The organism is Phenylobacterium sp. RIFCSPHIGHO2_01_FULL_69_31 (genome assembly GCF_001824475.1).
Taxonomy (GTDB): Bacteria; Pseudomonadota; Alphaproteobacteria; order Caulobacterales; family Caulobacteraceae; genus Phenylobacterium.
Genome location: NZ_MHXN01000013.1, coordinates 67,768 through 84,725, shown reverse-complemented (window position 1 = coordinate 84,725; position 16,958 = coordinate 67,768). Strand labels below are relative to the sequence as shown.

The window sequence follows — 16,958 nt, the reverse complement described above, 5'->3', positions numbered from 1 at the left end:
TTGCCTTCATTTTCTCGCCAGCTCGAAGAATCCCTGCATCGCGCCGTGGCGTACGCCAACCAGCGCAAGCATGAATATGCCACCCTGGAGCACCTGCTCCTTAGCCTGATCGATGACGAGGACGCCGCCGGCGTGATGCGCGCCTGCGACGTAGAACTCGGCGCGCTCCGCACCACGCTCACCAACTACGTGGACAACGAGTTGCGCTCCTTGGTCGTCGACGATGGCGAGGACGCGAAGCCCACGGCCGGCTTCCAGCGCGTGATCCAGCGCGCGGTGATCCACGTCCAGTCCTCCGGCCGCGAGGAGGTCACCGGCGCCAACGTGCTTGTCGCCATCTTCTCGGAGCGCGAGAGCCACGCCGCCTACTTCCTGCAGGAGCAGGACATGACGCGGTACGACGCGGTGAACTACATCGCCCACGGCATCGCCAAGAAGGCCGGCGCTTCGGAACAGAAGCCGGTCAAGGGCGCCGAGGACGAGGACAAGCCGCAGGTGAAGACCGGCGGCGAGGCGCTCGAGGCCTACTGCGTCAATCTGAACGAGAAGGCCAAGCAGGGTAAGGTGGATCCGCTGATCGGTCGCATGGCCGAGGTCGAGCGCTGCATCCAGATCCTGTGCCGCCGGACGAAGAACAATCCCCTGCTCGTTGGGGACCCCGGGGTTGGCAAGACCGCGATCGCCGAAGGCCTCGCGCGCAAGATCGTCAACAAGCAGGTGCCGGACGTTCTGGCCGGCTCGACCATCTTCTCGCTCGACATGGGCGCGCTGCTGGCCGGGACCCGCTACCGCGGCGACTTCGAAGAGCGCATCAAGCAGGTGGTCAAGGAACTGGAGAACCACCCCGACGCGGTGCTCTTCATCGACGAGATCCACACCGTGATCGGCGCGGGCGCCACCAGCGGCGGCGCTATGGATGCTTCGAACCTGCTGAAGCCTGCCCTGGCCTCGGGCACCCTGCGCTGCATGGGCTCTACGACCTACAAGGAGTTCCGCCAGCACTTCGAGAAGGATCGGGCCCTGGTCCGGCGCTTCCAGAAGATCGACGTGAACGAGCCCACGATCGACGACACGATCAAGATTCTGAAGGGCCTGAAGGTCTACTACGAGGAGTTCCACAAGCTCCGCTACACCAACGACGCCATCAAGGCGGCGGTGGAGCTGTCGGCCAAGTACATCACTGACCGGAAGCTGCCGGACAAGGCGATCGACATCATCGACGAGGCCGGCGCCTCGCAGATGCTGCTGGCCGAGGGCAAGCGGAAGAAGACGATCGGCCTGAAGGAGGTCGAGGCCGTCGTGGCCAAGATCGCCCGCATCCCGCCGAAGTCGGTCTCCAAGTCCGACACCGAGGCGCTGAAGCAGCTCGAGGGTGACCTGAAGCGCGCGGTCTATGGCCAGGACAACGCCATCGACCAGCTCTCCTCGGCCATGAAGATGGCCCGGGCTGGGCTACGCGACGCCAACAAGCCGATCGGCTGCTACCTCTTCTCGGGGCCTACCGGCACCGGCAAGACCGAAACGGCCCGCCAGCTGGCGTCGACCCTGGGCATCGAGCTCCTGCGCTTCGACATGTCGGAGTACATGGAGCGCCACACCGTGAGCCGCCTCATCGGCGCGCCTCCCGGCTACGTGGGCTTCGACCAAGGCGGCCTGCTGACCGACGCGGTCGACCAGCATCCGCACGCGGTGGTCCTGCTGGACGAGATCGAGAAGGCGCATCCCGACGTCTTCAACATCCTGCTCCAGGTCATGGACCACGGGCAGCTGACCGACTCGAACGGCAAGAAGATCGATTTCCGCAACGTGGTCCTGATCATGACCACCAATGCGGGCGCGTCCGATGCGCAGAAGAACTCGATCGGCTTCGGCCGCGGCAAGGCGGACGACGAGGTGGAAGAGGCTCTGAAGCGCCTGTTCACCCCGGAATTCCGTAACCGCCTGGACGCCATCGTCCAGTTCCGGCCGCTGACGCCCGAGATCATCCGCCAGGTGGTGCAGAAGTTCGTCATGCAGCTGGAAGCCCAGCTGGCCGACCGTCACGTCACTATCGAGACGGCCGACGACGCGGCGGACTGGCTGGCCAAGAACGGCTTCGACGAACTCTACGGCGCCCGGCCTCTGGCCCGGGTGATCCAGGAGAACATCAAGAAGCCGCTGGCCGACGAGATCCTGTTCGGACGCCTCACCAAGGGCGGCCACGTCAAGGTCATCCTCAAGGACGGCAAGCTGGCGTTCGAGATCGAGGGCGAGGAGCGCGAACGCGGCGCTCCGATCGTCGAGAACCCGGCCGAAGAGGCCGAGGTCGTCGACTGACCCGCGGCTAAACCGACAAGACCAGGGCCTCGGACTTCCGTCTGAGGCCCTTTTCTTTGGTCGTTAGAGCGCCGCCGGACGCCGTCTTCGGTCGCGCACCCAGGCGGCGGCGATCAGATGCCTAGACAGCCGCGCCGGGCGGCCATTGCGGGTCGGCCAGCGCCACCAGCCGGTGCGCACGTTGGAGGGCAGCCGCATGTGCAATCGGCCGTCCGGCTCGTCCGAGTGCATGGGCGTATAGTAGAGGCAGTCCTCGAAGTAGTGGTGCACCACCAGGCTGCGGCGCGTGGAGCCGGGGTCCTGGATCGGCGATCCCCCGTGGGCGAGGTTGGCCGCCCAGACGAACGCCCACCCCTTCGGAATCACCGCCCACGCCAGCGGCAGCTGCGCCGCCTCCATGGCCGCGTCGAACCGCGGAATATAGGAGCGGACGTAGTCCTCGGCGCTTGGCTCGGATGAGTTCACGCCGACGTCGCGCATGGTCAGGACCGGCAGCCTGTGGCTGCCCTTGAGATAGGCCAGCGGCCCGGCCTCGCGGCGGACGTCCTCCAGCGCGATCCAGACCCCGCACATGAAGCGTTCGGGGACGCTGTGGAAGTGGATGGTGTCGGAATGCAGATGCTGCTGGCTGCCCTGCCGAAAGTTGAGCGTCTGGAATGGGAAAGGATCCCGCCCGTAGGCAGCCCGCAGTAGCCGGCGAACCTCGGGCCAGGCCGCCAGCTTGCGGACCGCCGGCGAGCGGTACCAGGCGTCCTGCACCCGGTTGACCCCGTCCACGAAGTAGCCTTCGGTTTCGGCGATGGCCTGGTCGCAGAGGCCGCGCGCCGCATCGCCGAGATCGATGGCCGCGGCGCCGTCCCGGGCGAAATCGCGGATGAAGGTCTCGGTCGCCGGATCGAACGCCGACCGGGACAGGTGTTCATCCAGTTGGTCGGATTCGAACCACGGCCTTGCCGGCTTCCGGCCGGCTCCGAACAACGAGAACAGACTCACGCACGCACTCCGGCAACGGCCCGGCGCGAAGCTTCATCAACGTCGCGCCGGTTGCAAGCAGGGCCCGCACGTCGCCAGGTGGAAATTTCTTCAGCTGATCTTCGCTGCGATCTGCTCGGCGAGCGCCTTCAGCTCGCCGGGGTCCGCCATCCCTTCGCCATGCCGGCCGAGCGGGACGCCCTCCCAGCGCGGGATTATGTGGAAGTGGAGGTGGTAGACCGTCTGGCCGGCCGGCGCGCCGTTGAACTGGGTGATCACCAGCCCGTCGGGATTGAGGGCGGCGCGGACCGCCCGCGCCACGCGCTGGACGCCCAGCATCAGCGGCCCCACGATCTCGGGCTCGGCTTCCAGGAAGTTCCGCGCCTGGGAGTGTTTCGGGATCACCAGGGTGTGGCCCTTGGCCTGGGGAAAGACATCCATGAAGGCGAAGACGTGCTCGTCTTCGAATACCCGCGCCGACGGCATTTCGCCCCGCAGGATCTTTGCGAAGATGTTGCCCGCGTCATAGGTCCCGTCCAAGCTCATGCGCCGTGCTCCTCAGGTGGGGCGTCACGCGTAGCAAATCGCCCGGGAGTCTGGAATGTCGCAAGCGGACAAGCCGGCCACGATGACCGCGCGGCAGGAGAAGTGGTTCGCCTCGATCCTTGAGAGCATGGAGCGAGAGACTGGCAGGACCCTGGACGAATGGGTGGCCATCGCGCGCACCTGCCCGGAAACCAGACCCGGCGCGCGCAAGGCTTGGTTCAAGACCCAACACGGCATTGGCACGAACCGCGCAAGCGTGATCCTCGGCACGGCGTTCCCCGAGGCCGCGGTCTGGGCGCAGCCGGACAACCTCCGCGACGCCCTCTGGGCCGACGCCGGATCTCGCGCGATCCTGGAGGCGATCGAAGCCGCGGTGGCCGCCCTGCCCGGCCTGGTGTCGGCGCGGCGCAAGGGGTTCACGGCCTTCTCGAAGGACGTACAGTTCGCCGCGATCCGCCCGACCAGGGGCGGCGGCGCGCGCCTTGGCCTCGCTGTCGATCCGGCCGCAGACCCGCGCCTGGAAGCTCCGAAAAACGAGGGCTGGAGCGAACGGCTGAAGTCGGTGCTCGTGCTGGCCTCGCCGGCCGAGGTGGATGCCGGGGTCGCGAGGCTGGTCAAGCAAGCCTACGAGCGCTCTTAGGGCGTGGTCACCAGCTCGACCGCCTTGGCAAGGTCCGGGTCGTTCGCCCGGCAGACATCGGCGGCCGTGCGCGTCAGATGCACGTCGGGCTGAACCGGCTTGTCGGCATAGTCGCGGCCGTCGGGCGCCCAGACGCCATCTACCGGCAGGGTCAGGCGCCAGCCGCCGGTCAGGGGGATCACGTCGCTGCTCAACAGATACCCGGCGGTTGGGCGTCCGATCAGCTTCGCCCCCGCCAGCTCGCGCATCATGATCGCAAAGCCCTCCCCGGCGCTGGCGGTCTCGGTGGAGGTCACGACCACGACACTGCCCTTGTAGCGCTTGGCCCCAAGGTCTTCTGAGTGGAAGACTGCAGCGCCCTGCCCGGCCTTGATCGCCCCGACCACGGCCTCGGTCGTATAGGCGCCGCGCACGGGCGGCAGCCTGGCCAGATCGGCGGCCGTCGCCGGCCGGCCCAGCGGCGCGAGATAACTGCGTCCCAGCAGCGCCACCGCCGGCCTGCTCTCCCCGCTGAAGTAGCTGACGAGCCGCAGGCCCGACATGTTCCCGCCGGTGTTGCTGCGCACGTCGATGACGAGGCCCTGCGTGTCGGCCAAGTCAGCCATCGCCTGGTCGGCCAACGCCGCCGCGCCGTCGTCGAAGCGGTCGGCCCGGATGTAGCCCAGCTTCACCCCCGGCCGGACCGTGATCCTGCGCCACTCGAAGCCCGGATGACGCAGGGGCCAGGCCGCGCTCTCATGACGGATGACAAGCGTGCGCCGAGCCCCGTCGCAGCCTACAACCTGCAGAGTCGTCGGCTGGCCGAGCCCGCCACGCAGCCCTTCTGGGTTGGCGATCCGATCACCCACACGCAGGCCTTGCCGCTGAGCGTCGCTGAGCGGCACGACCCCGACCACCACCTCGTCCTTGCCGATCCTCTCTGTGAGCGCACCGATGCCGACACCTCTGGCGCCGCTGGCGGCCGGAGGGGTCAGGTAGAGGTGGGAGACATCCAGCTCGTCCAGCATGCCGTTGGCGAGGCGCGCGAAGCCGGCGTCGTCCTGCGCCTCGCCCAGCCGCGCCCGATAGCGCGCGCCGATCGCCGTCCAGTTCCGGCCGTGGAAGCCAGGGTCATAGAAGCGCTCGTCGACCACCTTCCAGACCTCATCGAACAGTGCGCCATAGGCCCGCGACGGCTCTGCGGCCCGCGCCGGCGAGCACAGAATTGCGAGGCCCGCGAAGGTGATGGCGAGGGTGCGAAGGGTCATCAGGCAGCTCCGGACGTCACGGCCGAGCTGCTACCAACGTCGGTGGAGCTTGCAAGCCCCGCGTCAGAGCTGATCGCGGAACGGCGAGAACTCCTCCTCCAGCCACTCCATTTCCTGCTCCACCCCCGCCCGCTCCTGCTCCAGAAAGCGCTCGACCGGGCCGCGCAGCGCGGGATCGGCGATGTAGTGGGCGCTGTAGACCGGCCTGGGCAGGTATCCGCGAGCGATCTTGTGCTGGCCCTGGGCGCCGGCTTCCACGCGGGGCAGGCCCTGTTCGATGGCCCACTCGATGGCCTGGTAGTAGCAGAGCTCGAAGTGAAGGAAGGGAACCTCCTCCACGCAGCCCCAATGGCGACCATAGAGGCAGTCGCCGCCGATCAGGTTCAGGGCGCCCGCGACCCAGCATCCGTCTTTGCGGGCCATCACCAGCAGGACCCTGTCGGCCATCCGCTCGCCCAGCAGCGAGAAGAAGGCGCGCGTCAGGTACGGCCGGCCCCACTTTCGCGACCCGGTGTCCATGTAGAAGCCAAAGAAGGCGTCCCAGTGATCCTCGGTGAGGTCTGAGCCGGTGAGCCGAAGGATCTCCACGCCCGCTTGCGCGTCACGCCGCTCCCTGCGGATCGTCTTGCGGCGACCGGACGACAGCGCGCCCAGGAAGTCGTCGAAGTCGCGATACCCACGGTTCTCCCAGTGGTACTGCTGGCCCTCGCGTCGCCCGAGGCCCTGCTCGCCCATCCAGCGCCACTCGGCCTCGGTCAGGAAGTTCAGGTTCAGGCCGGACGCGCCGTAGCGCTCGCATAGGGTCAGTCCGCCGCCGAGCAGCAGCCGCCAGGCTTCTTCCTGGTCTACGTCGGGCCGGGCCAGGAGGCGGGCGCCGGTGGCGGGGACGAATGGGGCGGCGGACAGCAGCTTGGGATAGTAGCGGCCCCCTGCCCGCTCATAGGCGTCGGCCCAGGCGTGGTCGAAGATGTACTCGCCTTGGCTGTGGCTCTTCAGATAGAGCGGCATCACCGCCGCCACCCGGCCGTCCTCGTCCTCGATTGCAAGATGCTGCGGCCCCCACCCGGTCCGCTCGACCGCACAGTTCGCCTCTTCGAGCGCGTGCAGGAAATCGAACCGGATGAAGGGGTTCTGGTCGTAGGCGGGATTGTCGGCGCAGGCGTCCCAGGCCTCGCGGCCGATCTCGGAGATACGGCGGCAAACCTTCACCGCCGGCGTGAGCCTCACGCAGCGAACCCTTCGAAGATGAGGTTGTCGCAGCCGTCCTTGACCGCCTCCCACTGGGCCGGGTCGCGCACCGTCCAGGCGATCACCGGCATGCCCCGCGCCCGCATCGCCGCCGCCTTGGGGTTCGGCAGCATGTCGAGGCCGAGCGCCAGGAAGTGCGGCCTGGCGATCTCCACATGCTCCAGCGCGGCGAACGCCCGGCGCTGATCCTCGGCCATGTGGGGCGCCTTGTCGTACGAGTAGCTGTCCAGGCCACGGAGCACGCCCGGATAGCGATCGGCGAACCAAGCGTGGGAATAGGGGTTGAAGCCGATGACGCAGATCGGACCGTTGTGGTCGGCGATCACCTCATGGACCCGCTGCTCCAGCGGACCGACCTCGCCGTAGGGCGTCTTCAATTCAATGTGAACCATCGCGCGGTGGCCGACGACGGCCAGAGTCTCAAGCAGAGTGGGGATCTTCTCGTCGCTGCCGGCCAGGCGCAGGTCGGCCAGTTCTGCTGCGCTGCGGTCGCGAAGCCGGCCCTCCGCGCCCGTCATCCGGGCCAGCTTGTCGTCGTGGAACACCACGGCTTCACCGTCGGCCGAAAGCTGGACGTCCAGTTCGATGCCATAGCCGGCCGCGCAGGCCGCCTGGAAGGCCCCCAGCGAGTTCTCCGGCGGGCCGTCGGGGCTCCACAGCCCACGATGCGCGATCGGCGGGTGGAAGAGGAGGTCCCAGGCCTGGCCGAAGCCCCCCTTCTCCGCGGCCGCTCTCACCGGACCTGCACCACGGCGTCGACCTCGACGGCGAAGTTCATCGGCAGGCGGTAGACTCCCACTGCCGAGCGGGCATGGCGTCCGGCGTCGCCCAGGGCTTCAACCATGAGGTCCGAGCAACCGTTCACGACCTTGGGGATGTCGAAGAACGTCGGGCCCGCCTGGACGAAGCCGCCCAGCTTGACCACCCGCACGACCCGATCGAGGTCTCCGTCGCAGGCGGCCTTCATCTGGGCCAACAGGTTGACCCCGCAGATGCGCGCGGCGCGGACCGCGGTGTCGAAATCCACGTCCTCGCCCACGATCCCGCGGACGCCGCCAGCGGCGTCGACCGACACCTGGCCAGAGATGTGGACTAGGTCGCCGACCCGTACGAAGGGGACATAGTTGGCGACGGGGGCGTTGGGCGTGGGGAGTTGGATCCCGAGGCCGGCGAGGCGTTCTTCGACTTGCGACATGGCGCCACGTCTAGCGCGCGGCCGGTCAAAGAAAAAGGGCCGGCCCTCGCGGACCGGCCCCAACGCTTACTTAGAGAAAATGCGCTTCGATCGGCGGAGAACGAGGCGCTGTACGCGTACTTGGGACAGGAAAGCCCGGGCCTCGCGGCCCGGGCTTTCGCACTTCCGTACTCGTGGAAGCTTAGCGGACGGCCTGGAACTTCTCGACGACCGCGGTGACGCGCTCGTTGAGCGGCTTCATCGACTCCTTGACCGACGAGGAGACGGTCTCGGACATCGCGCCGAACTGGGCCATGTAGGTTTCCAGAGCGGACTTGGCGAAGGCGGTCTGCAGTTCGACCACTTCCTGCACGCTCTTGGCGCCGGCGAGCGACTTGGCGGCGCTCACCTGGGTGTCGAAGACGGCCTTGGAGAAGGCCATGGCCTGGGCGCCCAGGGCTTCCGCACCCTTGGCCGAAGCCGTCGCCGAGGCGACCATGGCTTCCAGGTTCTTCTTGGAATGGGTGTTCATCTCGTTCAGCGCAGCGAGGCTCTTCTCGACGCCTTCCTTGAAGGCGACGTTGGAGGCGGTGGTGAACTGCTCGACGGTGGACTTCGCGGCTTCGGCGGCGGCCATGGGGCGGCTCCTCAGGAAAATTGGGACGGGGGACGGCGCTTAAGGCGCAGAACGCCCTCTGGATCACACCCTCTTGTCTCATGTTGCACTGCAGCAGTCAAACACTTTTTGTGCACTGCACAATGCGCTTCCATCAAGCTTCACCGCCCGTTCATCAGGCGCCGCGACAATTGCGCCCGTTCAATCCTTGTTTACTCTCCTGCAAGGGTGCGGGACGCATGATACGAACTTCCCGCGCGGCGCAGTGGCCGCGTCAACGCTTTGATTCGACGGACGAAGCATGATCCAGCACGCTCGCCGCCTGTTGCTTACCCTCGGTCTGGCTGCGGCCACGGCCCTCGGCGGGGCGTCCTCGCCTGCCATGGCGCAGGTCCCCTACTTCCAGCTCATCCCGCAAAACTCGTCGAAATACGCGGCCATCGTCGTGGACGCGAAGACGGGCGAGGTGCTGTACGCCAAACGCGCGGACGCGCCGCGGTATCCCGCCTCGATCACCAAGGTGATGACGCTGTACCTGGCGTTCGAGGCGCTGGCGTCGGGCAAGATCCAACTAGACGATCCGGTCGTGTTCTCGCCGCGCGCCTCCGCGCAGGCGCCGACGAAGCTGGGCATCCGGGCCGGCGACTCGATCACGGTTGAGCAGGCGATGCAGGGCATGGTGACGCGCTCGGCCAACGACGCGGCGGTGGCCCTGGCGGAGAAGCTGGGCGGCACCGAGCAGCGCTTCGCCACGCTCATGACTCTGCGGGCCCAAGAGCTCGGCATGAGCAACACCAACTTCGCCAACCCGCATGGGCTGCCCGACAGCCGCAACCTGTCCACCGCCCGGGATCTGGCGATCCTTTCGCGCGCGGTGATGCGCGACTATCCGCAGTACTATCGCCTGTTCTCGACCAAGAACTTCGCGTTCCGCGGCCAGAACATCCGCAACCACAACGGCCTGCTCTACACGATGGACGGGGTGGACGGGCTGAAGACGGGTTTCACCAACGCCTCGGGCTTCAACCTCGCGGTTTCGGCCGTGCGCGACAATCGCCGCCTCATCGCCATCGTCCTGGGCGGGCCCACCGTGGCGACGCGCAACAAGGTGGCCGAAGGCCTGCTGCTGACCGGTTTCGACGTGCTGGACCGCCGAGCCCGTGGCGAGCAGATCACCGTCGCCCAGAACTTCTTCGAACCGCCGCAACTGGCCGAGGCGACCCAGCCCTCCATGCAGCAGGGGGACACCGAGGCGGGCCTCAAGGTCGCCCTCGCCTCCTCGACGCCGCCGTCGCGGGCCTCGAAGATTCAAATCGTCGAGCCCAAGAACGTCCCGAAGCTGAACGGCAAGGGCAAGAAGGAGGCCGCCGGGCGCTGGACCGTCCAGGTCGGCAGCTTCTCCAGCCGCGCCGACGCGCGCGAGCAGCTCGCCTTGGTCGAGAAGCGGTTCGGAAAGCAGTTCGACGACGCCCGCGGCGTCGCCGAAAAAGACGGCGGCAAGTACCGCGCCCGGTTCTCCGGCATGTCCGAGGGCGAGGCGCGCAACGCCTGCAAGACGCTCAAGGCCAAGAAGCAGCCCTGCATGGTCATGCCGCCCGGCCGCGGCTGAAACGCTCACCCTTGATGGTCCAAAGGCCCCGGTTCCGCCGGGGCCTCTTCCTTATCCGCGCCCCAGCAGCCGGTCCCGCGCGGCGTTGAGTTGGGCGGCGAGGCCAGCGGTGCCGCCCTTGTCTGGATGCACCGCGCGCATCAGGCGGGTGTAGGCGGCCTGGATCTCCTCGCGACCTGCTTCGACGCCGACGCCCAAAATGCGGCGAGCCTCGGCCTCGCTCATGCGGGCGGCGGGAGGCGGCGGAGCGATCGGGGTGGTCTTGCGCGCAGACGCCGCCAGCCAGAGCCCCACGACCACGAGCACGATGGCCGTGCCCCACGACCCGCGCACGCCCACGAAGACGGCGCCGGTGAAGGCCGCCAGCGCGAGGGCCGCAGTCACGACGCGCCATTCACGGCGTTTCAGGAGGGGGGCCTTGCCCCGAGTCAGCCAGAGGTAGCCAACGAGCAGCGCGCCGCCGAGGGCGATGTAGAGCATCGGCTACTCAGCCGCGATCCGCTCGCCTTCGTCCAGCCCATTGAAGCCGAGAGCGACCATCACGGCCCGAAGTTCCTGGCGCGCGGCCACGTGCTGCAGGCTCATGGCGACCGGGCGGATGGCGGGCGAGAGGTCGGCGACGGTCAGCCCGAAGGGAAACAGCTCGCGATAGATCACCCGGTCGCGCAGGCCCGGGCCCACGCGGAAACCCACCTTCTTGGCGAGGGACGAAACCCGCTCGTCCAGGCGGCGGCGGTTCCGGGCCTCGGTAGGGGCCAGGCGATTGCGCAGCACGACCCAGTCGATCTGCTTGCGCTCGCGCGTCGCCCGCTCCTTGCGGCAGGCCCAGACGGTTTCGGCGTAGAGGCTGTGGCGCTTCAGCTCGAGGGTCACGGGATCCACGACGCCCAGCATGTCGAAATCGACGAAGCTGTCGTTCATGGGGGTGACGATCAGGTCGGCCTTCACGTGGGCCGCGCGCATGATCGCGGTGTCCGCGCCGGGCGTGTCGATCAGGACGAAGTCCGCCTCGTTCGCCACCTGAGCGAACGCCTCCTCGAAGCGCGACAGCTGTTCGGCATCGGGCGCCTTGGCCAGGGCGTCGCCCGCCGAGCTGATCGGATGCTGGATCGGCATGGGCGCTTCGGCCCCGTTGGCCGCGAGCCAGGCCGCGCGATTGGCGAAGAAGTGCCCCAGAGTCTGCTGGCGCAGGTCGAGGTCGAGGACCGCGACCTTGGCCCCGCCGTGCAGCAGGGCGGTGACGATGTGGATGGCGAGCGTGGACTTGCCGGCCCCGCCCTTCTCATTGCCGACCACGATGACGCTGGCCTGGCCCATGATCTTCAGCTCCCCCAGACGGCCAAGCAGGCCGACTCATTAACGAATAGCAGGTGAGCGCGCCCCACGCCGCAGCGTCAACGTGCGTATGGTCGCGCGGCTGTGGATGGACTTGGCCTCCGCCGCGCACCATAAGCCGCGCGGATGCCAGAGCTGCCGATCGTCCGAACCATCGCCGACCTCCGCGCCCAGGTCGCCGCCTGGCGCCGGGCGGACCTGCGCGTCGGGTTCGTGCCCACCATGGGCGCCCTGCACGAGGGGCACTTGTCCCTGGTCCGGCTTGCGCGGACCCGCGCCGACCGGGTGGTGGCCAGCGTCTTCGTCAACCCGACCCAGTTCGGGCCTAACGAGGACTTCGACGCCTATCCGCGCGACGAGGCGCGGGACGCGGGCCTGCTGGAGAGCGCGGGCTGCCATCTGCTCTACGCTCCCTCGGTCGCGGAGATGTACCCGCCCGGCGCCTCGACGACCGTCACGGTGGCCGGCGTTTCGGAGCCCCTGGATGGCCAGGCCCGGCCCGGCCACTTCGCCGGCGTGGCCACGGTCGTCACCAAGCTCCTGAACCAGTGCGCGCCGGATGTGGCGGTGTTCGGCGAGAAGGATTTCCAGCAACTCGCGGTGATCCGCAGGCTGGTGCGAGACCTGGACCTGGCGGTGGAGATCGTCGGCGGGCCGACCGCCCGGGCGGACGACGGCCTGGCCCTGTCGTCGCGCAACGCCTACCTCAGCGAGGCCGAAAGGCCCGTGGCGGCGCGCCTGAACGCGGTGCTGCGCGAGGTGCTCGCCAGGGTGCGCGCGGGGGAACCCGTCGCCGCCGCGGAACAGGCGGCCGTGGCCGCCTTGCTGGCCGCGGGATTCCGGAAGGTCGATTATGTGGAGGCGCGCGTTCCGGAGACCCTGGAGCGCCTGGGCCCCGGTCCCGCGTCGGGCCCTGTCCGTGTGCTGGGCGCCGCGCACCTGGGCCGCACTCGGCTGATCGACAACCTCGGGGACTGACGCCCTACCAGGCGCCGATCTCGCGGAGCTGGCGGGCCAGCTCCTCCGGCGCCTCTCCGAACGCCTCGGCGTCGAGGTCCGGCGGCGCATCGCAGGCTTCCAGATATCGCCAGCCCTGGAAGGCGCGCCGCGGCGTCGGCGCCACGCGCACGATCTGTTCGTCCAGGGTGATCTCGCAGCGGGCGGCGGCGCCCTCGCCCACGGTGTTCACCGCCAGGATCCGCTGACGGCAGAGGATCACGCCCTTGAACACGCGGTAGATCGAACCACCATCGACCATTTCGGCGCCGCGCTTGGGCGTCATGCGGGTGCGCAGGATCCAGGGCTCGCCTGGCCCGGCGTGGCCGGCGCGCCAGTCCAGCAGGTCCTCGATGGTGGCGGTGCCCACCACCAGCTTGATCATGTGCAGAGCCATCGGGCCTGGATTAGGCCGAGGCCCTGCGGTTGGGAAGTGCGGCTACTCGGCCCAGAGGGGCTTGCGCCGCTCCAGGAACGCACGGACGCCCTCCTGTCCTTCGTCGCCGACCCGGGCGGCGGCGATGCGATGGGCGGTCAGCTCCATGAGGTCCCGGTCGATGAGCCGCCCTGCCACGTCGTCGACAAGCCTTTTCGAGGCCTCGACCGCGCCCGGTGCGCAGGCGACCATGCCCGCTGCGACCGCGTGGGCCGCGGCGCGCAGGCCCGCCACGTCGGCCACCGTCTGCGTCACCAGCCCGATCTTCTCGGCATAGGCAGCGTCGAATACCTGGGCGGTGGCGAAAAGGGCGCGTGCGGTTCGCGGCCCGACCGCTTCGATCACATAGGGACTGATGGTCGCGGGCAGGAGCCCGAGCTTCACCTCGGAGAAGCTGAACCGGGCGTCCGCCGTCGCGATGGCCATGTCGCAGGCGGCCGCGAGGCCCGCACCGCCGCCGAACGCCGCGCCCTCCACCAGGGCCACCGTCAGGGCCGGCAGGTCGCGCAGCTTCTTGAGCATCTTGGCCAATTCCATCGCATCGGCGCGATTGTCGGCCTCGGTCCGGTCGATCGCGGCCCGCATCCAGTCGAGGTCTGCGCCGGCCGAGAACGTCCCGTCCGCCCCGCGCACGAAGACCACGCGCACGCCCTCGGCGCCGGCCAGGGTGTCGAACGCTTCGGACAGGGCGGAGATCAGCCCCTCCTCGAACGCGTTCTTTTTCGCGGGGCGGTTCATGGTCACCGTGACGGAGCCCGACTGAGTGGCCGAGATGTGCACCAGCTCCGTCGTGGCGCTCACGTCCGGAAACTCCACCAGCGGGTGAGCGATCTCATTGGTCATGCCACAGACTCCTTCGGGCGCGAGGCGCAGCCATAGCCCTGGCGGTTCCGGGGCGCTACCCTTCGCGCGTCGTGGGTCCCCTACCCGAAATACCGGTCGATTCGGCCCTCGCGCGGCTGTTCCGCCAGCCGCGTGCGCGGAGCGAGACCATATGGTTCTCTCTGCCGGGGGGATCGAAGCTGTTCGGCCAGGGCGATCCTTCGGACCAGCTCTACGTCGTGCGCACGGGTCGGCTCGGCGCCTTCCGGCATGAGGAAGGCCAGGAGTCCCAGTTCCTGGGGGTGATCCGTCCTGGCGAGCCCGCCGGCGAGATGGCGCTGATCGCCGGCATCCCGCACTCCGCCGACGTCTACGCCCTGCGCGATTCCGAGATCTTCGCCGTGCCCAAGGACGCCTTCTTCGAGGCCTGCGACGCCGACGGCGCGGTGATGACGGAACTGGCCCGGCTGATGATCCTGCGCAGCCGGCAGACCGCGCGGCGGGGTCCGGTCGGCGAGCCTTCGGTGTTCGGGTTCGTGCCCGCAGGCCGGCCCGGCCCGTTGCGGCCGATCGTGGAGCGCCTGGAGCGAGAGATCGCAGCCCTGGGCTATGCCGTCACCACCGTCGGCTCCGAGGCCGCCAGCGCGCCCACGGAATGGTTCTCGGAGGTCGAGCGGGTCCACGATTTCGTCCTCTATGTCGCCGAGCGCGACGAAACGGCCTGGGCGCCCTTCGTGCCACGCCAGGTCGACCGCCTGTTCCGGGTCGGCCGCGGCGACCGGACCGCGGAGGCTCACGATCGCCTGCCGGGCGCGGCGACCCTGCACGAGCAGGGCCTTGTCGACCTGATCCTCATGCAGCCGGCCGACGCGGTGCGGCCGCATGGGTCAGAGGCCTGGCTGGACGCCACCGGCGCCACGCGGATTTTCCATCTGCGGCGGGGCGCGGCGCCCGACTTCCAGCGGATGGCGCGGGTGCTGACCGGCCAGTCGGTGGGTCTGGTCCTGTCCGGCGGCGGCGCGCGCGCCTATGCCCACGTCGGCGCAATCAAGGCGCTGCGCGAGCGGCAGGTGCCCATCGACTTCGTCGGCGGCTCGTCTATGGGCGCGATCGTCGGGGCCGGGGTCGCTATGGGCTGGGGCGAGGCCGAGATGGACGCGCGCCTGCACGAGGCGTTCGTCGACACCAGCCCGCTCGACGACATAGCCCTGCCCCTGCTCGCCATGACCCACGGGCTGAAGGTGAGCGACAGGCTGGCTCAGCATTTCGGCGACACCCAGATCGCCGACCTCTGGCTGCCGTTCTTCTGCCTGTCGTCGAACCTGACGACCGGCGCCTATCAGCTGCACCGGCGCGGGATGCTGCGACACGCGCTGCGAGCCTCCATCGCCTTGCCCGGCGTCATGCCGCCCGCGACCGACGGGCCGAATGTACTGGTCGACGGGGCGGTGATGAAGAACTTCCCGGCCGACATCATGCGCGCGGCGCACCTCGGGCCCATCGTGGGGGTGGACGTGACGACGGCGCGCAGCATCACCGCCAAGGACGTCGCCCGCCCCTCTTCGGTGTGGCGCTGGATCCGCTCCGGCCAGTGGCGGCTTGGACCGCCCATCGTGTCGCTGCTGATGCGGACCGCCACGGTCTCCACCGGCCGGGACCTGGCGGCCGCGCGCGAGGCCACCGACGTCCTTATCCAGCCCGACGTGTCCGGCATCGAAATCCGCGACTGGCGCGCCTACGACGAGGCCGTGGAGGCCGGCTACCGCGCGACGCTCGCTGCGCTCGACAAGACCTCGCGGCCCGTGCCCCACCTTCGCCGCCGGCAGTCCCTGCGTGAGCAGGCGGCGGCTGGCGCCGTGATGACGCCCTTCATGGCTTCGACGACCGCTGCGGCGGAATGAACCGTTGGCAGACTCGAAAAACGCCCCCCATATTCTGAATGTCTGTCCAACTTCAGAAAGGAGGTGATCCAGTGTCTCATAGTTTCATCCGCGGTGCGGAGCTCACGACCTGGACCTCCGTGAACGGGGTCCGCGCCTAGCCTAGGCAAGGTCGCGCAACCGCTAAGCGGTCCGACTATGGAAAGGCCGTCCCAGCAATGGGGCGGCCTTTCGCTTTTCCCGGCGATCGGCTATCCAGCGCGGGCAGGAGTTGTCCCGGCCATGAGCCCGACTACGTCCATCGCCGCACTGACCACCGCCGGCTCCCCGGCCAGCGGCGGCGTACGCGCGCCTGCGATGATCAAAATGTCGATGATTATCACCCGCCACGCGGGGCGCCGGCGCACGTCCTAAGGACGACGCCACGATCTTTAGAAGATCGACCGCCCCGCGCCCCAGGCCGCGGGGCTTTTTCATACGCGGCCGTCCCCAACCCGAAAAGGACACCGCCATGACCCTCCGCCCGATCGCCATCGCCAAGCCCACGATCATCATGACAAGCGGCCGCTCCAGCGGGAGGCGCGTCCATGTCGTTGGCTGAACCCGCCCCGGAAGCCTTGCAGGTCTTCGTCTTCGCTACGCCCCATCCGCACGCCGCCCTGGCCGCCATCGACGACGCCCTGGGCCGCACCACGGGCGAACTGGCGGCCCTCCGCCTGAAGCCGGTGGGGCGGATTGTCGAAGCCACCTTGACCCTGCGCGGTCTCAGCGCGGCCGCCGCGCAGTCCCTCGCCGACCGGCTAGCCGGCCATGTAGGGGTGCAGTCCCTGCGCCTCGAGCACCTGCGGGGGCGCTCGTGAGCAGCGAGAAACGGGAGCCGGCGGAGCGGCGCTGGATATTCGTCCTCGAGATGGCCGCCGGCGGGGACCTGCTCCTGCGCGCGTTGTCGCCGTTCCCGGTCCAGGGCGCGGCGGTCACCCGCCTCGACCTCCGGACCGAGGGCGGCCTGTCCCTCCTGGAGATCGAGACCGGCGGCCTGCCGCCCCACCGCGCTGAACACCTGCACGCGCGCCTTCAGACGCTGGCGGGGGTGCGCTCGGTGGCCTGTGGCTGGAGGTAGG

At 68.8% G+C, this 16,958-nt stretch carries 18 protein-coding genes; 7 read left to right on the top strand and 11 right to left on the bottom strand.

What is annotated here, in order from left to right:
* Complete coding sequence (gene clpA / locus A2790_RS08945; protein WP_293390177.1) at positions 1-2,316, top strand: ATP-dependent Clp protease ATP-binding subunit ClpA; 2,316 nt, start codon at positions 1-3, stop codon at positions 2,314-2,316.
* Between the two features lie 63 nt (positions 2,317-2,379).
* Here clpA and A2790_RS08940 read toward each other — a convergent pair whose 3' ends face one another.
* Entirely contained in the window at positions 2,380-3,309 is a 930-nt protein-coding gene (locus A2790_RS08940; protein ID WP_293390175.1) for a phytanoyl-CoA dioxygenase family protein, read from the bottom strand.
* A gap of 90 nt (positions 3,310-3,399) precedes the next feature.
* Positions 3,400-3,834 (bottom strand): HIT family protein, encoded by a 435-nt coding sequence (locus tag A2790_RS08935; protein ID WP_293390172.1) that lies wholly within the window; start codon positions 3,832-3,834, stop codon positions 3,400-3,402.
* Between the two features lie 55 nt (positions 3,835-3,889).
* On the opposite strand from A2790_RS08935, the gene A2790_RS08930 reads away from it, so the two are divergent.
* Complete coding sequence (locus A2790_RS08930) at positions 3,890-4,474, top strand: DUF4287 domain-containing protein (protein ID WP_293390168.1); 585 nt, start codon at positions 3,890-3,892, stop codon at positions 4,472-4,474.
* Here A2790_RS08930 and A2790_RS08925 read toward each other — a convergent pair.
* The 5 genes from A2790_RS08925 to phaP all read right to left on the bottom strand — a co-directional run bounded on the left by A2790_RS08925 (position 4,471) and on the right by phaP (position 8,780).
* Positions 4,471-5,721, bottom strand: a complete 1,251-nt coding sequence (locus A2790_RS08925) for a S41 family peptidase (RefSeq protein ID WP_293390166.1) — start codon at positions 5,719-5,721, stop codon at positions 4,471-4,473. The two genes, A2790_RS08930 and A2790_RS08925, sit on opposite strands and share 4 nt — an antisense overlap.
* 63 nt (positions 5,722-5,784) lie before the next feature.
* Positions 5,785-6,948 (bottom strand): GNAT family N-acetyltransferase, encoded by a 1,164-nt coding sequence (locus A2790_RS08920; protein WP_293390163.1) that lies wholly within the window; start codon positions 6,946-6,948, stop codon positions 5,785-5,787.
* Entirely contained in the window at positions 6,945-7,706 is a 762-nt protein-coding gene (locus A2790_RS08915) for a glycerophosphodiester phosphodiesterase (protein ID WP_293390160.1), read from the bottom strand. The genes A2790_RS08920 and A2790_RS08915 overlap by 4 nt, the downstream gene beginning before the upstream one ends.
* The gene (locus A2790_RS08910) at positions 7,703-8,164 is read right to left on the bottom strand and encodes a RidA family protein (protein WP_293390157.1); all 462 of its coding nucleotides are present in this window, start codon (positions 8,162-8,164) and stop codon (positions 7,703-7,705) included. The genes A2790_RS08915 and A2790_RS08910 overlap by 4 nt, the downstream gene beginning before the upstream one ends.
* A gap of 181 nt (positions 8,165-8,345) precedes the next feature.
* Positions 8,346-8,780 carry a TIGR01841 family phasin gene (gene phaP, locus A2790_RS08905; protein WP_293390155.1) on the bottom strand — a complete coding sequence of 145 codons (435 nt, stop codon included), beginning with the start codon at positions 8,778-8,780 and terminating at the stop codon, positions 8,346-8,348.
* Positions 8,781-9,060: 280 nt separating this feature from the next.
* Here phaP and A2790_RS08900 point away from each other — a divergent pair, with 280 nt between their 5' ends.
* Entirely contained in the window at positions 9,061-10,368 is a 1,308-nt protein-coding gene (locus A2790_RS08900) for a D-alanyl-D-alanine carboxypeptidase (protein ID WP_293390153.1), read from the top strand.
* Positions 10,369-10,419: 51 nt separating this feature from the next.
* Here the strand turns inward: A2790_RS08900 and A2790_RS08895 are convergent, their stop codons facing one another.
* Both A2790_RS08895 and A2790_RS08890 read right to left on the bottom strand, forming a co-directional pair.
* Entirely contained in the window at positions 10,420-10,848 is a 429-nt protein-coding gene (locus A2790_RS08895) for a molecular chaperone DnaJ (protein ID WP_293390151.1), read from the bottom strand.
* A gap of 3 nt (positions 10,849-10,851) precedes the next feature.
* Positions 10,852-11,685, bottom strand: coding sequence for a division plane positioning ATPase MipZ (locus A2790_RS08890; RefSeq protein ID WP_293390148.1), 834 nt, complete (start codon positions 11,683-11,685; stop codon positions 10,852-10,854).
* A 144-nt stretch (positions 11,686-11,829) separates the two neighbouring features.
* Between A2790_RS08890 and panC the strand changes: the two genes are divergently transcribed.
* On the top strand, positions 11,830-12,681 hold the full coding sequence (panC, locus tag A2790_RS08885) for a pantoate--beta-alanine ligase (RefSeq protein WP_293390145.1): 852 nt from the start codon (positions 11,830-11,832) through the stop codon (positions 12,679-12,681).
* 4 nt (positions 12,682-12,685) lie between these two features.
* Here panC and A2790_RS08880 read toward each other — a convergent pair whose 3' ends face one another.
* Both A2790_RS08880 and A2790_RS08875 read right to left on the bottom strand, forming a co-directional pair.
* The gene (locus A2790_RS08880; protein WP_293390142.1) at positions 12,686-13,096 is read right to left on the bottom strand and encodes a DUF1489 domain-containing protein; all 411 of its coding nucleotides are present in this window, start codon (positions 13,094-13,096) and stop codon (positions 12,686-12,688) included.
* 42 nt (positions 13,097-13,138) lie between these two features.
* Positions 13,139-13,978, bottom strand: a complete 840-nt coding sequence (locus tag A2790_RS08875; RefSeq protein ID WP_293390139.1) for an enoyl-CoA hydratase-related protein — start codon at positions 13,976-13,978, stop codon at positions 13,139-13,141.
* A gap of 71 nt (positions 13,979-14,049) precedes the next feature.
* On the opposite strand from A2790_RS08875, the gene A2790_RS08870 reads away from it, so the two are divergent.
* The 3 genes from A2790_RS08870 (at position 14,050) to A2790_RS08860 (ending at position 16,957) form a co-directional block, all read left to right on the top strand.
* Positions 14,050-15,858: a patatin-like phospholipase family protein gene (locus A2790_RS08870; protein ID WP_293390136.1), complete on the top strand. Its 1,809-nt coding sequence runs from the start codon at positions 14,050-14,052 to the stop codon at positions 15,856-15,858.
* A 566-nt stretch (positions 15,859-16,424) separates the two neighbouring features.
* Positions 16,425-16,697: a hypothetical protein gene (locus tag A2790_RS08865; protein WP_293390133.1), complete on the top strand. Its 273-nt coding sequence runs from the start codon at positions 16,425-16,427 to the stop codon at positions 16,695-16,697.
* The gene (locus A2790_RS08860; protein WP_293390130.1) at positions 16,694-16,957 is read left to right on the top strand and encodes a hypothetical protein; all 264 of its coding nucleotides are present in this window, start codon (positions 16,694-16,696) and stop codon (positions 16,955-16,957) included. Before A2790_RS08865 ends, A2790_RS08860 begins: the two co-directional genes overlap by 4 nt.
* Position 16,958 lies beyond the last annotated feature (1 nt).

Excerpts from the sequence above, each read along its gene's own strand:
- A2790_RS08935 (WP_293390172.1), bottom strand. The coding sequence starts at position 3,834 with ATGAGCTTGGACGGGACCTATGACGCGGGCAACATCTTCGCAAAGATC.
- A2790_RS08930 (WP_293390168.1), top strand. The coding sequence starts at position 3,890 with ATGTCGCAAGCGGACAAGCCGGCCACGATGACCGCGCGGCAGGAGAAG.
- A2790_RS08925 (WP_293390166.1), bottom strand. The coding sequence starts at position 5,721 with ATGACCCTTCGCACCCTCGCCATCACCTTCGCGGGCCTCGCAATTCTG.
- A2790_RS08910 (WP_293390157.1), bottom strand. The coding sequence starts at position 8,164 with ATGTCGCAAGTCGAAGAACGCCTCGCCGGCCTCGGGATCCAACTCCCC.
- phaP (WP_293390155.1), bottom strand. The coding sequence starts at position 8,780 with ATGGCCGCCGCCGAAGCCGCGAAGTCCACCGTCGAGCAGTTCACCACC.
- A2790_RS08900 (WP_293390153.1), top strand. The coding sequence starts at position 9,061 with ATGATCCAGCACGCTCGCCGCCTGTTGCTTACCCTCGGTCTGGCTGCG.
- A2790_RS08895 (WP_293390151.1), bottom strand. The coding sequence starts at position 10,848 with ATGCTCTACATCGCCCTCGGCGGCGCGCTGCTCGTTGGCTACCTCTGG.
- A2790_RS08890 (WP_293390148.1), bottom strand. The coding sequence starts at position 11,685 with ATGGGCCAGGCCAGCGTCATCGTGGTCGGCAATGAGAAGGGCGGGGCC.
- panC (WP_293390145.1), top strand. The coding sequence starts at position 11,830 with ATGCCAGAGCTGCCGATCGTCCGAACCATCGCCGACCTCCGCGCCCAG.
- A2790_RS08880 (WP_293390142.1), bottom strand. The coding sequence starts at position 13,096 with ATGGCTCTGCACATGATCAAGCTGGTGGTGGGCACCGCCACCATCGAG.
- A2790_RS08875 (WP_293390139.1), bottom strand. The coding sequence starts at position 13,978 with ATGACCAATGAGATCGCTCACCCGCTGGTGGAGTTTCCGGACGTGAGC.
- A2790_RS08865 (WP_293390133.1), top strand. The coding sequence starts at position 16,425 with ATGTCGTTGGCTGAACCCGCCCCGGAAGCCTTGCAGGTCTTCGTCTTC.